Source organism: Psychrobacter sp. Rd 27.2, assembly GCF_001921755.1.
Lineage (GTDB): Bacteria > Pseudomonadota > Gammaproteobacteria > Pseudomonadales > Moraxellaceae > Psychrobacter > Psychrobacter celer.
In genome coordinates this window covers 105,527-119,251 of sequence record NZ_MRYB01000010.1, presented here as the reverse complement: position 1 = coordinate 119,251, position 13,725 = coordinate 105,527, and the positions used below count along the sequence as shown (strand labels likewise).

12 protein-coding genes are annotated in these 13,725 nt (G+C 47.5%); 3 read left to right on the top strand and 9 right to left on the bottom strand.

Annotated elements, in window-relative coordinates:
- Positions 1-136: 136 nt before the first annotated feature.
- From rplI to ppsA, 5 genes are all read right to left on the bottom strand, one after another.
- Positions 137-646 carry a 50S ribosomal protein L9 gene (rplI, locus tag BTV99_RS09615; RefSeq protein WP_075102155.1) on the bottom strand — a complete coding sequence of 170 codons (510 nt, stop codon included), beginning with the start codon at positions 644-646 and terminating at the stop codon, positions 137-139.
- A gap of 25 nt (positions 647-671) precedes the next feature.
- The gene (gene rpsR / locus BTV99_RS09610; RefSeq protein WP_058368567.1) at positions 672-899 is read right to left on the bottom strand and encodes a 30S ribosomal protein S18; all 228 of its coding nucleotides are present in this window, start codon (positions 897-899) and stop codon (positions 672-674) included.
- A 16-nt stretch (positions 900-915) separates the two neighbouring features.
- Positions 916-1,314: a 30S ribosomal protein S6 gene (gene rpsF, locus BTV99_RS09605; protein ID WP_075102154.1), complete on the bottom strand. Its 399-nt coding sequence runs from the start codon at positions 1,312-1,314 to the stop codon at positions 916-918.
- Between the two features lie 300 nt (positions 1,315-1,614).
- Entirely contained in the window at positions 1,615-2,595 is a 981-nt protein-coding gene (locus BTV99_RS09600; RefSeq protein WP_241900687.1) for an RDD family protein, read from the bottom strand.
- A 154-nt stretch (positions 2,596-2,749) separates the two neighbouring features.
- Positions 2,750-5,134, bottom strand: coding sequence for a phosphoenolpyruvate synthase (gene ppsA / locus BTV99_RS09595; protein WP_075102152.1), 2,385 nt, complete (start codon positions 5,132-5,134; stop codon positions 2,750-2,752).
- A 625-nt stretch (positions 5,135-5,759) separates the two neighbouring features.
- Here ppsA and BTV99_RS09590 point away from each other — a divergent pair.
- From BTV99_RS09590 to sthA, 3 genes are all read left to right on the top strand, one after another.
- Positions 5,760-6,656 carry a pyruvate, water dikinase regulatory protein gene (locus BTV99_RS09590; protein WP_075102151.1) on the top strand — a complete coding sequence of 299 codons (897 nt, stop codon included), beginning with the start codon at positions 5,760-5,762 and terminating at the stop codon, positions 6,654-6,656.
- 79 nt (positions 6,657-6,735) lie between these two features.
- Complete coding sequence (locus BTV99_RS09585; RefSeq protein WP_075102150.1) at positions 6,736-7,140, top strand: DUF4377 domain-containing protein; 405 nt, start codon at positions 6,736-6,738, stop codon at positions 7,138-7,140.
- A 98-nt stretch (positions 7,141-7,238) separates the two neighbouring features.
- Positions 7,239-8,888, top strand: coding sequence for a Si-specific NAD(P)(+) transhydrogenase (gene sthA / locus BTV99_RS09580; RefSeq protein ID WP_075102149.1), 1,650 nt, complete (start codon positions 7,239-7,241; stop codon positions 8,886-8,888).
- A gap of 122 nt (positions 8,889-9,010) precedes the next feature.
- Here sthA and BTV99_RS09575 read toward each other — a convergent pair whose 3' ends face one another.
- Genes BTV99_RS09575 through BTV99_RS09560 form a run of 4 tightly spaced genes read right to left on the bottom strand, consistent with a single transcriptional unit; the run spans position 9,011 to position 13,686 of the window.
- Positions 9,011-10,201, bottom strand: a complete 1,191-nt coding sequence (locus tag BTV99_RS09575; RefSeq protein ID WP_075102148.1) for an ABC transporter permease — start codon at positions 10,199-10,201, stop codon at positions 9,011-9,013.
- A complete protein-coding gene (locus BTV99_RS09570; protein WP_075102147.1) occupies positions 10,201-11,577 on the bottom strand; it encodes an ABC transporter permease in 1,377 nt (458 codons plus the stop codon). The genes BTV99_RS09575 and BTV99_RS09570 overlap by 1 nt, the downstream gene beginning before the upstream one ends.
- Positions 11,578-11,580: 3 nt before the next feature.
- Positions 11,581-12,774, bottom strand: coding sequence for an HlyD family secretion protein (locus tag BTV99_RS09565; protein WP_075102146.1), 1,194 nt, complete (start codon positions 12,772-12,774; stop codon positions 11,581-11,583).
- Positions 12,775-12,819: 45 nt separating this feature from the next.
- The gene (locus BTV99_RS09560; protein WP_075102145.1) at positions 12,820-13,686 is read right to left on the bottom strand and encodes a YihY/virulence factor BrkB family protein; all 867 of its coding nucleotides are present in this window, start codon (positions 13,684-13,686) and stop codon (positions 12,820-12,822) included.
- Between the last annotated feature and the right edge of the window lie 39 nt (positions 13,687-13,725).

Sequence of the window (13,725 nt, the reverse complement as noted above, 5' to 3'; positions counted from 1 at the left end):
AGTGCGCTTAACCTTTGCTATTGCTAACTTGTCCATAAATAAGTCCCTTTTTCGTAAACTTATTTTAGGACGGGACACAGCAATAAAAAAAGCCAGCAACATGATGTCACTGGCTTTTTTAGAGTGCTACAAAGGCTTACTCTTCTGAGTAATCTTCGTTGTCGTCTTCTACATCGTCAGCTGCGTCTTCATTGTCGCCATCTTCAGACAAGATAGTGACCAAGATGCTAGCAGTCACGTCATGGTGTAGCTGAATATCAACATTGTATTCGCCCACTTGACGTAGAGTGCCTTCAGGTAGCTTGATTTCAGCACGGTCTACTTCTAGACCTGAGTTAGTCAATGCTTCAGCGATATCGCGAGTACCGATAGAGCCAAATAGCTTGCCTTCGTCACCTGATTTAGCACGCATGATGACATTAACGTCAGTTAATGCGTCAGCACGCTCTTGAGCAGTAGCGATTTCTTTTGCTTCTTCAGCTTCAAGCTCAGCACGACGTGCTTCGAACTTTTCAATGTTAGCTTTGGTCGCAGGTAGCGCTTTGCCCTGAGGGATAAGAAAGTTACGACCGTAACCTGGTTTTACATCGACAGTTTCACCGAGTTTACCAAGGTTGACGATACGCTGTAACAAAATAATTTGCATGAGTCATTCCTAGTTAACGGTTAAATTACTGATGGTTGTCAGTATACGGAAGTAGTGAAAGGTAACGAGCTTGCTTGATAGCAGTGGCTAGTTGACGCTGATACTTAGTAGACGTACCGGTAATACGGCTTGGTACGATTTTACCATTATCACTGATGTACTGTTTTAGCAATTCAACATCTTTATAGTCGATGTGAGTGATGCCTTCAGCAGTGAAACGGCAGAATTTGCGACGGCGATAGAAACGTGCCATGAGTATTCTCCTTTAATTAGTCTTCACTGTTGTCGTTGTCGTCGTTTTCACGATTGTCTGGACGACGAGTCGTTGCTTTGCGTGCGCGTTTTTCATCGGCATTCTTGGCTAACTGCGACTCTTCAGTGACAGCTTCGTCACGGCGCATAACTAGACTACGAATGATCGCGTCGTTATAGCGGAATAATTCTTCAAGTTCAGCTAAAGTATCACCGTCAGTTTCGATGTTGAAAAGAACGTAGTGAGCTTTGTGAATCTTGTTGATTGGATAAGCCAATTGACGGCGGCCCCAATCTTCAAGGCGATGGATAGCACCACCGTTGTCTTGAACCAACTTGATATAGCGTTCAACCATGCCGACCACTTGGTCGCTTTGGTCTGGGTGTACAAGTAACACCAGTTCGTAATGTCGCATTATGACTCCTTACGGATTAGTAGCTATTGACCCTATGTCAATAGCAAGGAGATTTATAAGGTAAACCCAACGCCCAGTTTTATAACACCCTATTTATAAAAATAGTTCTTATAAAATCTTGGAGATAAGCTTAGTTTATAAAGCGCCGTATTATAACAGTAGTGAGTGGCTAATACAAAGGTTAATCACTCATGCGCTGCTTATAGTACTAAAAAAGCAACGATCATACGCTGCTTTTTCAGTATGTAAAGATGTATTTAAGGATGAATTTAGAGATCGAGCTTGTTATTTATCGGTGGATTACTTCAGGGTTGGCTCTTTTGTCAGCTGACTGCTGTCGGCTTTGACCACCAACGTCTTAGCCAGTTTGTCATGCCAACCGATGTTTTCAGGGCTTTTGGAGGCCATATAATAATGAACGGCGACAACAACAAATCCTAAAAAGCTGGTAAACGAAAACAGCAAATTATAAATAATAAACAGCAGTAACGTACGCATACCGATGAGCTTGGTAAATGAGGGCAGGCGATGGGTGGTTTGATCGACCACACGAATACCAGTGATTAGCTTACCCAGTGACTGCCCGCGTAATGCGATAAATACCAGTTGCAATGCAAATAGGCCAAACACCATGATTTGCGACATCATCAATGTGCTACTAGGTAGGCTCTCCATCAGTGTCATAGAGTACTGGTACGCGGCGTCCATGTCTTGAATGTTTTGAAACTTACTATAGTCGACATCCATTTTGGTCAGTGCCATCACCAGCGGAAAGATCGCCAGCAGATATAGCAGTCCATTGATGGCAGTCGCTAAGACCCGTGACATAATTGGCGCTAGTACGACGTCGCCAACGACTTTGTCTTGGTTGGTGGCAGCTTTATTCAGCTGGGTTTTGTTTAATGAGACGTTATGATGCGGGGTGTGGTGACGATTGGTCGTCATGTCGACCTTGGTATTATTCGCCGTATCTTTACGCTCAGGTTTGCCGTACAGTCTATCTAAAGACACAGGCTTTTCGGTTTGATTACCTGAGGCATTGTCTTCTGGAAAGATAGTGACGTTGTTAATGATAGAGTCATTGACCTCAGCGCCATTAACCGGAGCGGGTGTATAGACCGTTTGGTTGTTGGTTAAGGTGCCGACACGTTGCCATTGCTCCAAGCCTTCATGCCACATCAGGTCATCTAGCACCACTTCGCCAGATGCCAACATGATATTGAGCTGCTCCAAATTGTATGGACCAGCTTGTACGTTATTTCGAGCAAGAAAAATTTGCATAATTGCCTGCATAGTTAGTCAAATATTAAGTCACTGTTTTTAAGCCACTACTTGTCTCACATTATATTAGGGTCTATTTGAAAAAATCAAATAGACCCTAAAAGTAGTACTTGTAATGACTGTATCAATCACCGTCGTGACTTAATGTAACGGCTTATTTTTTGTCTTCACCAGCTAAGAAGAACCAAGTGTCTAGCACTGAGTCAGGGTTTAGTGACACAGAGCTGATGCCTTGTTCCATGAGCCAGAACGCAAGATCTGGATGATCTGATGGACCCTGACCACAAATACCGATGTATTTGTCGGCTTTGCGGCAAGCCTCAATCGCCATAGACAATAGCTTTTTAACCGCAGGATCACGCTCATCAAATAAATGTGAGACGATACCTGAGTCACGGTCAAGACCGAGCGTTAGCTGAGTCAAGTCATTAGAGCCGATTGAGAAACCATCGAAATGCTCAAGGAATTCTTCTGCCAATAGAGCGTTGGTCGGTAGCTCACACATCATGATGACGCGTAGGCCGTTTTCACCGCGTTTTAAGCCATTTTTCGCGAGTAGCTCGATGACTTCTTTGGCTTCGCCAACGGTACGTACAAATGGAATCATGATCTCAACGTTGGTCAAGCCCATCTCGTCGCGGACACGTTTTAGTGCTTTACACTCAAGCTCAAAGCAGTCGCGGAAGTTGTCAGACACATAACGGCTGGCACCGCGGAAGCCTAGCATTGGGTTTTCTTCTGATGGCTCGTATAGCTTACCACCCAATAGGTTGGCATATTCGTTTGATTTAAAGTCAGACATACGAACGATGACAGGCTGGTCCATAAAGGCAACTGCTAGGGTTGAGATACCTTCGACCAATTTATCAACATAAAAATCGACAGGTGAGGCATAGCCTGCGATACGTTCATGGATGGCTTGTGAGATTTCGCGTGGCAAGCTATTCATGTTTAGTAGCGCTTTTGGATGCACACCAATCATACGGTTGATAATAAACTCAAGACGGGCAAGGCCGATACCTTCGTTTGGCATTTGGGTAAATGAGAAGGCACGGTCTGGATTGCCGACGTTCATCATTACTTTAAATGCTAACTCTGGCATGGTCTCGACAGAGTTGGTTTGTACTTCAAAGTCGATCTGACCTTCGTAGATAAAGCCTGTATCGCCTTCGGCACAAGAGGCGGTGACGTCTTGACCGTCGACCAATAGCTCAGTGGCGTTACCACAACCAACAATCGCTGGTACACCTAGCTCACGAGCAATGATAGCCGCGTGACAGGTACGGCCACCGCGGTTGGTGATGATCGCAGAGGCGCGTTTCATGACCGGTTCCCAATCTGGATCCGTCATGTCTGATACCAATACGTCACCTTCTTCTACTTTGTCCATCTCGTTTAGGTTGGTGACGATGCGTACTTTGCCTGAGCCGATACGCTGACCGATTGAACGACCTTCGCACAATACTTTGGCATCAGTGGTATCGATGACATAACGCTCCATGACATTGCTGTCTTGGCGGCTTTTGACGGTCTCAGGGCGCGCCTGTACGATAAAGATTTCACCGCTGTCACCGTCTTTTGCCCACTCGATATCCATCGCTTGGCCATAATGCTGCTCGATGGTGACCGCTTGCTTGGCAAGTGAGGTTAGCTCTTCTGTGGTGAGTGAGAACTGCATGCGATCTTGTTTTTCAACATCAACGGTCTTCACTGATTTTGACGTGCTGCCTTCATCGCCATACACCATTTTCTTATGCTTGCTACCGAGGTTACGGCGAATAACTGCAGGCTTACCATTGGCAAGTAATTTTTTAGAGATGTAGAATTCGTCTGGGTTCACCGCGCCCTGTACGACCATTTCACCTAGGCCGTAGCTTGAGGTGATAAAGACCACTTGATCAAAGCCACTTTCGGTATCAAGGGTAAACATCACGCCCGCGGCACCCGTTTCTGAACGTACCATACGCTGTACAGCAGCAGACAATGCAACACCTTCGTGCTCAAAACCTTTGTGCACGCGATAAGAGATTGCACGGTCGTTATACAAAGAGGCAAATACTTCTTTAATAGCGATTAAGACGTTATCAATACCGCGAATGTTCAAGAAAGTCTCTTGTTGACCAGCAAATGACGCATCTGGCAAATCTTCGGCAGTCGCAGAAGAGCGTACCGCAACCGCGATGTCTTCGCCGCCGCTCATGGCTTCAAATGACTTGCGTACTTCTTGCTCAAGGTCGCTTGGCAGCGCTTGCTCAATGATCCAAGTACGGATTTTTTTACCAGTGGCAGCAAGTTTGTTGACATCGTTGACGTCTAAAGCTTTTAGCTCGTTGTTGATCTTATCGAGCAAGCCTGTTTCGGTCAAAAAACGATTGAACGCATTGGAAGTCGTCGCAAAACCGCCTGGAACACTAACGCCTAAATCAGATAGGTGGCTGATCATCTCGCCGAGTGAGGCGTTTTTGCCACCGACCATATCGATGTCGTCTTTTCCTAACTGATCTAGATTGATTACAAGTGCTGTAGATTGCGCTGCCATGATAACTCCAGAAAATAAGGTTATTTAGTAAAGATTATAACGGTGAATTATACCGCTATATTTGTAGAATTTCGAGGGGTTGACCTAAAAAACTTGTGAAAAAGATACAAATTGTCGGATTTGCTACATAATTTATGATGACGCTATAAAGGCAGCTCTTATAAAGGTCGATCTGTATCCAAAAAATCTAAGCAAACAATCCGTTTATTGATATCTTCAAATGCTCACCGTTTCGACTGATTTTACCAAAATCACCAGCAATGATAACCACTAAAACCATCGATGGATGTTTTATAAAGCCTGTCGCCTCAAAAACCACATAACATGGCTGGTTTTTGAGAGGTGTGGCGCGGCTATTTGATCGCCGTTGCAGCGCACAGCCTTTGTGCCGGCATGGATGTTGGTGATAAGTGTACGCCTGTAACATTGATTTCTATTAGACTTTTATTATGCGTATAATATACAGCAGAAAAACAGGGCGCTCAGCCGTGCACGGTATGTATAATAAAGACCCAGATGCTATATATCAGACAACATATCAGATAACGCCATATAATAGACAAAAACTAGATGAAGACTCCTATTGAGTTTTCAATCGATGAGTTTTCAACCGAGGTATCCACGCATGTACTCAAGCAATCCAGCTGAACAAGTCAAGCCTACCATTCAAAACCGCCACGCGCTAAACTTGGACAGCTCTCAGGCCATCAGAACCGCGTTTTTTATCTCAGATGGTACGGCGATTACGGCGGAGACGCTGGGACGCGCGATCTTAAGTCAGTTTGCCTCGGTTCCTTTTGAGACCAGAGTGTTGCCTTATGTCGATAGCCTAGAGCGTGCTGAGGATGCGGTTGAGCAAATCAATATGGCTTATCAGCGTGATGGTCTGCTGCCATTGGTGTTTGATACCATCGTGAGCCCCGAGATTCGCGAAACAATCAACTCAGCGCACAGCTGTAACTTGGATATGTATGAGGGGCTAATCGGCCGCGTCGCAGAAGAGACTGGGGTAGAGCCAGACGGTCATTCAGGCCACGCTCATGATGATGTCGACTCCGAGACGTATAAAGAGCGTATCGACGCGGTGCACTTTGCATTAGACAATGATGATGGGGCGCGCACCCGTCATTATAATGCTGCCGATATTATCCTGGTGGGGGTATCACGCTCGGGCAAAACACCGACGTCACTATATCTTGCGTTACAATTCGGTATTCGCGCCGCCAATTATCCATTGACCGAAGATGATCTGTATGACAATCAATTACCAAAAGCCCTGCGCGAACACAAAGACAAGCTGTTTGGTTTACTAATTGATACCGATCGCTTGGTCAAGATTCGCCAAGAGCGCCGCGCGGGCAGCCGTTATTCGAGCTATCAGCAGTGTCAGCAAGAGCAGCGCGCCATACAAGGTATTTATATCACTCATGGTATCCCAAGCCTCGATGTCTCTGAGATGTCGGTAGAAGAGATTGCCACGCGTATCTTGCAGATGACGGGGCTAAAACGCCGCATCGGTTAGAATGCTGAGCGCTCACATTTTATACCTCCAGATTTATCACACTATCTTTATCAAACGGTCATTTTATATAGAGAAGATTATGCGTTCACTTTATCAAGCCAAAAAAACGCCTTTATTATTGGCAAGCGTCATTAGCGCCGCGACGCTATTGAGTGCCTGCCAGACGTCGCCATTTGCTCGTGAGCCTGTGCCTGAGCCGCGTTATATTCCGAGTATTGTGCTCGGTGATGCTCAAACGCTCACCATTATGCCCAATCGTGTGGCCTGCGCCTCAGCGCTACCGATGCAATGCTTGCTGGCCAAATCTAGCAAAGATGGCAGTGTGTTTCAGATTCCTTATGACTGGATTAATGACTTTGCGCCAAGCCTTGGCACCGAATACGTCATCAGTGTACGGCCACAGATTGACGAGGGGCAACAACGTCTGACAGGTCATTGGACGTTGCAAAATATCCTATCTCAACGTATGGTAGGCACCCCTTAGAGCTATGATTAGAGCTATGATAATGAGAAGATCCATGACGCTGCTTCATGGGCGATACGATACATACATTAATATATAAAGAATATAAAGAGGACATAATGGGAAGTAAAAAACCAAGCGATGCGACCAACGATGTTGGTGAAGATACCCATACCGAAGTATCTAACAAACAAAGCGCGCCTATACCAAACCCTGAACACACCAAAGGTAAAGATAAAAAAGAGAAAATCGAGCAAACCCACGAGCAAGTCACCGAAGACATCATGCATCATCCTGACTTGGTCAATCCGCTCGATGATACTCGTATCGATATCCAAACTGGTTTTACCAAAGACTCGCGTCGTCTAAAGGGCGATAAGCATCAGTATGAGTATGATGTAGTAGTCTTAGGGGCGGGTCCTGCTGGTGAAGCGGCGGCCATGAAGCTGACCAAAGCGGGCAAAAAGGTGGCGGTGATTGATCCGCGTGAGCAGGTCGGTGGTAACTCAACGCACGTCGGCACCATACCGAGTAAAGCGCTGCGTCAATCGGTGTTTAACTTGATCAACTTTCGCCGTGATCCTATGTTTACCAAAGCGATGGAATACAAGCAAGTCCCGCTCAATGAAGTGCTGGCCAAAGCGCGTCAAGTGATTCGCCGGCAAGTTAATACCCACACGCGTTTTTATGAGCGCAACCGTATCGACGTGATTCATGGTTGGGCAAGCTTCGTCGATGCCCATACTCTGCGCGTCGAAACCGATGACAATATCTTTGAGACTGTAACTTTTAATAAAGCCATCATCACCGTTGGCAGCCGCCCTTATCGCCCAGATATTCTCGACTTTGACCATCCACGGGTGTTTGACTCTGACAAAATCTTGCAGATGGACTATGTTGTCAAAAAAATCATCATCTATGGCGCAGGGGTTATCGGCTGTGAGTATGCTTCTATCTTTACCGGCCTTGGCTACAAAGTTGACTTAATCAATAACCAAAACCAGCTACTGAGCTATTTAGATAGTGAAATTAGCGATGCGATTGCTCATGACTTTAGGCAGTTTGGCGTTCTGATCCGTAGTAATGAAGAGATTGACTATTTAGAAACGCATGACGATTATGTGGTCTTGCACCTAAAGAGTGGCAAACGCATCAAGTCGGACGCGATCTTGTGGTCCAACGGCCGCTCAGGCAACACAGAAGGCCTAAACCTAGAGGCCATCGGTCTTGAAGCCAATAGCCGAGGCCAGCTAAAAGTTGATGATACTTACTGTACCGAAATCGACAATATCTATGCAGCCGGCGATGTGATCGGCTGGCCGTCTCTGGCGTCGGCCGCTTATGACCAAGGGCGCTGTGCGGCGGCCTTTATGGTCGGTGACAGTGATGCAGAGCCTGTATCAAGTGTACCGACTGGTATCTATACCATTCCTGAAATCTCTTGTATCGGTAAGACAGAGCAAGAGCTGACGGACGAAAAAGTCCCTTATGAAGTAGGTCAAGCATTCTTTAAACATCTGGCGCGGGCACAGATCATCGGCGAGCGCTCTGGTGTATTAAAGATATTATTCCACCGTGACACGCTGGAGATTTTGGGTATTCATTGCTACGGCAATCACGCCTCAGAGATTATCCATATCGGTCAGGCGGTGATGAAGTGCAAGAGCAACAACACCCTTGAGTACTTTGTAAATACCACCTTCAACTATCCAACGATGGCTGAAGCGTATCGCGTGGCTGCATTAAATGGACTAAACCGCGTTTTTTAAAAATGACGCGCGACGTTCAGCCAAATAAAAAAGCGCCTGCTTATGATTAGCAGGCGCTTTTTTTATGGCATTTTTAGATGAGCTGTCTTTTAGACTAGAAAGCTTTTAAACGAGCCGAGCCGCTAAGAGACTTGCGTACGCTTTGGCGCATTGTACCAGCGAAGCCACATGAGTAGCGCAAAATACAGCGCCCATAAGGCCGCTAGCGCATAAAACCCAGTCGCGACCTGAGAGATACTCGCACCCATTTGGTTTAGCTGGACTGAGGTATTGATGGCGGGCGTGGTCGGAATAAACCAGCGCACTATTTGTAAGAAAGTAGGCAACTGGTCGGCAGGCCATGGGTAGCCGCTGACAAAAAACATCGGCAATGAGCTAAAAATCAAAATCTGCATGCTACGTTCACGCTGACGAAACCAAAGCCCAAGTAGGCAGCCAAGTGTCGCCACCGCCGGACAAAACAGTAAAAGAAATAGCAGGCTGCCGAGCATATTTTGCCCGCGTGGGTAGTGATGTAGCTCAAACGCCCAGCCATAATAAAAGCAGCCGATCAAAAAGCTCAGTCCACTAAGCGCTGTGATACGTCCAAGCCAGCCGTTGATGCTGGTCTGATGCCGCCGCTGCTCATACCAAGTACCAATGAGCATGGCAGTGGCCATAAGTAGTGTTTGCTGCAAGATGATAATAGAAACGGCGGGCACCACATAAGCGCCATAGCCTTCTGTCTGGTTGTATAGCGGGACAATTTGTAGCGGTACGGCCTGTGCGTTTTGGGCAGCTGTCGGGGCATAGGCACCTTGCGCGACACTCTTTTTAATTTTGACACCAGCGGAGACCGTACTAACCGCTTTTAAAAACCCCATCTGCACGTTTTTGTTGAGCAAAAAATAACCGCCATTACCAAGAACGCTGACACTAGCTGCTTTACCCGACAGCACGTTTTGCTCAAGCCCACTTGGGATCACCATATAGCCTGCAATTTCATCTGCCCAAATGGCTTCCTTAGCGCTTTGTTCGTCTAAAAACCGTCTGGTGTCGAGCTGCGGGCTGGCGCTGGCATAACGAACGATGGTGCTTGATAAATCGCTGTTGTCTTTATCAATGATGCCGACTGGCACATGATTGACGACCTCCGATGAGTATGGCCACGGATAAAAAAAGCCATAGATAATGGGGGCAATAATCAGCATCAATACAATGCCTTTGTCCGTAAAGACGTCTGTTAGGGTCTGAAAAAAGCTTGCAAAAAAGCCTTGCGCTGGCGGCTGCGGCTGGGTGCCTTTAGCGTTATGATCTGTTGATAATGGCGGCATTAGCGTGCTCCCCAGCGCTCAGGATGTGCCAGTGCGCGTTTGGTGAGTAGGGTAGTCAGCATCATAGCGACGACAGTGGCGATGGCAAGGCCATAGAGTATCGGCAGGGAAATGGCGACAGGCGCTTGCATCTGCATCTGCGCGATATGTAGCTTAAGATAATGGGTAAGTGGCAGAGCATCTGACCAATGTTTGGCACTGTCACTGATGGCAATATAAGGAAAGGTCACGCCAGCAAAGGCATACGAAGGCGCGGAGATAAAACCAGTGGCAGACAAACCCATACGTAATGAAAAAGAACCTAAAGTAAAAATAGCGCCCAGCCAAAACGATAGCATCATCAAAAGCAGCAGGCCAAGATAAGTGGCAAAAACAGCGCTGCTCGCTACGGACTCCTGCGGCGTGGCCAGCCACAGCGCCAAGATAGACCAGAGACCATAAGCCAGCATCGGCCAAAAGTACTTGCCCAACAACCCAAAAAGCAAAACACCCATGTGCACGCTCGGCAGCGTAGATACAGGTTTTTGATTGGTGTTGTCCTTAGCGGTACTATTTGGCAGCTTAGCTGCAGGTTGACTGAGCGCGGCTATCTTTTGCACAGTGTTATCAGCTACATTATTATTCACATTGGCACTAATATTGGCACTAACACTATCACTAATATTGTCATAATCCTGAGCAGAGGCGATAAAACCATACCAACGGCCAAGCTGCCTATCTCGTAGCTCACGGCCGATGGTCGTGGCACCGATGACCATGGCCAGTATGTGTAATAGCGCTGGTATCACGGTAGAGGCCAAAAACTGCTGATAGTCGGTGGCGGCATTAAACAGACTGATGCGTTGTATGCTGATTGGCGAATAGGCGATTGCCGCTTGTGATGGTGCCATGCCTTGTTTGATCAAACGCTGAATCTCAACACCTGCCGACAGAGTACCTGCGACCGCCTGCACACCAGTCTGAATAATACCTGAGTGTGTGCCATACTGGGCATTGACTTGTAAAATAAGCGGTGCGGATTTGCTCGATAAGATATTGCGCGAGAAGTCTTCAGGGATGATGACAACAGCGTAGATATCACGCTGCAAAATAGCCGCTTCTGCCTCTGCGGCTGAATAATACATCTGTCTAACGCTCAGCGTTGGGCTGGCATCAAGATAGCGCACGGCGGTATTGGCCACTGGGCCATTGTCTTGATCAATGACTCCAATAGGCAGGTTGGTAATCTGAGTCTGCGAAAATATCCACCAAATCAGCAAGACGGTGAGCAAGGGAATCCATACCACCATGGTCAAATCCCATGGGTTTTTGTGCAAAAACCGCCGCTCATAGGCAGCGCTACGTATAAAAGCCTCACTTAGCTGAGTTAGGCGCATGGCTTACTCTTGGCTCATGGTGGTTGGGTCGATAGGTACGATGACGCTCATGCCGGAGCGGATACGAGCATCGGGCACAGTCGGGCGAGCCTTGACCTCAAAGGTGCGCACATCAAAACCATCATCGTTATTGGTCGGTCGCCACGTGGCAAAGTCGGAGAGGGTCGAGGTGGCATAAACGGTAAATTGTTTTTTGTAGGGCTTGCCGGCAGAAGATAGCGCTGGGATGGTGCCTGTAAACACTTGACCGATGGCAAATTGATTGAGATGCGACTCGGTGACATTGAGCACCACCCACTGATCGTCGGTGTTGACCAGCGTCAAGATTGGCACCCCTTGACCGACGACTTCGCCTGCGCTTACGATGACATTATCAACGATACCAGCAATCGGACTTTTAAGATTGGCTTCCTCTTTTGCGACCAAGGCCTCGTCAAGCTGGGCATCAACCTGCGCCACTTGTGCGGTGGCCGCTGATTTATCCTCACTGCGCGCACCTTCTAGTGCCAAGTCATACTGTAGCCGCGCCGCTTCGGTCTGATCTTGGGTGGCCAGATACTGCGCATAAGCTTCGTCGCGTTTTTGCCGTGCCATCAACCCTTCTTTATAAAGGCGGTTGACACGCTGATAGGTGTTTTTTGCCAAATCAGAGGCGGCTTTGTTGGCCTGCCATGCCGCTTTTGCCTGCGCAATCTCTTGCGGGCGCGCGCCGTTTTCGGCTTTATCCAACTGGCTTTGAGCCATTTGCTTGCCTGCCCGTGCTTGAGCGATCTTGGCGTTGATCTCAGGCGAGTCCATTTCAATCAGCTGCTGGCCGGGTGTGACGTCATCACCTTCGGTAACTAAGATTTGAGCGATGCGCCCTGGCACCTTTGCGGCGATAGACGTTTGCTGCATTTGCATCTGTCCTTGTAGCGTCACAAGCGGCGGCTCACTTTGCGCGGTGCTTTTGTATAGGCCGTAGGCAATGACAGCAATGATGATGAGTGCCACGCCAGCCAATAGGGCTTTTTTTCGCATGGCTGCATTATCTGACTTTGGCGTACCGCGATAATAATCGGCCGCGGCTGGTGCTGGGCTGTCATCAGGCGTCTCTTTTACAGACTCCGTTGGCGTCTGTGCATCATGAGGCCGCGCTGATTCATCAGAATCAGGGAGTTTGCGTGAGTCGTCTGATTCGTTTGGAAATTCAGTCATGACGGTGAGAGTCCTAAAGCAACAAAGTTGAAAACAAAGAGGATATTAATACACACGAATCGCATAAGGCTTGGCGTTTTCGATCGTCTCAGCGTTAAAAATAGCACCAAAGGCGACGATAAACGCTGAATAATACAGCCATAGCATAATGACCACAGCAGCCGAAAGCACGCCAAACTCAGCGCTATAATTATTAAAGTTTTGTACATACAGCGAAAACAATATCGACAGCACAATCCAAAGGACGGTCGCTATCAGCGCACCTGGCACCAGTTTTTTTAGCGCGACCGCGTCCCGATTGGGCGCTAATCGGTATAAACCCAAAAAGCATAAAAATATAATGCCTGCCAGTATCGGCCATCTGCTCCAAAGCGCCACTGTCTTGGCGACTTGCGGGAAGGGCAGATAAGCGGCGGCGACAGGAATAATCGCGATAGAGGATATGGCTATAATCAAAACCACCACTGCCGCCAAGGTCAAACCAAGGGCGCGTATGGTGCCTTGAATAAAACCGCGCTCTTGGCTGATGTGAAAGGCCAGGTTGATAAGAATGATTAATGATTTAACCCCTTTGGAGCCTGCATATAAAGCAAGTAAGGCTGAGACAATCAGGCCAAAAGTGAGGGTGGAGGCGGTGTTAGAGACCAGATCGCTTAGGCGCGAATCTAAGACGTCATATACCGTATCAGGTATAAAGGGGCGTAGCAGTGATATCTGCTCTTGCATCTCGGCGGGCGAAAACGCCAAGCCGTATAGCAGCACAAATACAGCCATGACCGGAAAAATCGACAAAAAACCAAAATAACCGACGCTTGCGCAGTGTGCCCAAACGTTTGAGGTATTGGCAATACGCCACGTCTCTAGTAACGTCTGTCGCCAATTGCGGGTCGAGGTAGCAGTCAGATTCTTCATAAAACAATCATTCATACTAAAGGTTAAGGTTAGGTGTCT

Excerpts from the sequence above, each read along its gene's own strand:
- BTV99_RS09570 (WP_075102147.1), bottom strand. The coding sequence starts at position 11,577 with ATGCGCCTAACTCAGCTAAGTGAGGCTTTTATACGTAGCGCTGCCTAT.
- rpsF (WP_075102154.1), bottom strand. The coding sequence starts at position 1,314 with ATGCGACATTACGAACTGGTGTTACTTGTACACCCAGACCAAAGCGAC.
- BTV99_RS09565 (WP_075102146.1), bottom strand. The coding sequence starts at position 12,774 with ATGACTGAATTTCCAAACGAATCAGACGACTCACGCAAACTCCCTGAT.
- ppsA (WP_075102152.1), bottom strand. The coding sequence starts at position 5,134 with ATGGCAGCGCAATCTACAGCACTTGTAATCAATCTAGATCAGTTAGGA.
- rpsR (WP_058368567.1), bottom strand. The coding sequence starts at position 899 with ATGGCACGTTTCTATCGCCGTCGCAAATTCTGCCGTTTCACTGCTGAA.
- BTV99_RS09590 (WP_075102151.1), top strand. The coding sequence starts at position 5,760 with ATGTACTCAAGCAATCCAGCTGAACAAGTCAAGCCTACCATTCAAAAC.
- BTV99_RS09600 (WP_241900687.1), bottom strand. The coding sequence starts at position 2,595 with ATGCAAATTTTTCTTGCTCGAAATAACGTACAAGCTGGTCCATACAAT.
- BTV99_RS09575 (WP_075102148.1), bottom strand. The coding sequence starts at position 10,201 with ATGCCGCCATTATCAACAGATCATAACGCTAAAGGCACCCAGCCGCAG.
- rplI (WP_075102155.1), bottom strand. The coding sequence starts at position 646 with ATGCAAATTATTTTGTTACAGCGTATCGTCAACCTTGGTAAACTCGGT.
- sthA (WP_075102149.1), top strand. The coding sequence starts at position 7,239 with ATGGGAAGTAAAAAACCAAGCGATGCGACCAACGATGTTGGTGAAGAT.
- BTV99_RS09560 (WP_075102145.1), bottom strand. The coding sequence starts at position 13,686 with ATGAAGAATCTGACTGCTACCTCGACCCGCAATTGGCGACAGACGTTA.
- BTV99_RS09585 (WP_075102150.1), top strand. The coding sequence starts at position 6,736 with ATGCGTTCACTTTATCAAGCCAAAAAAACGCCTTTATTATTGGCAAGC.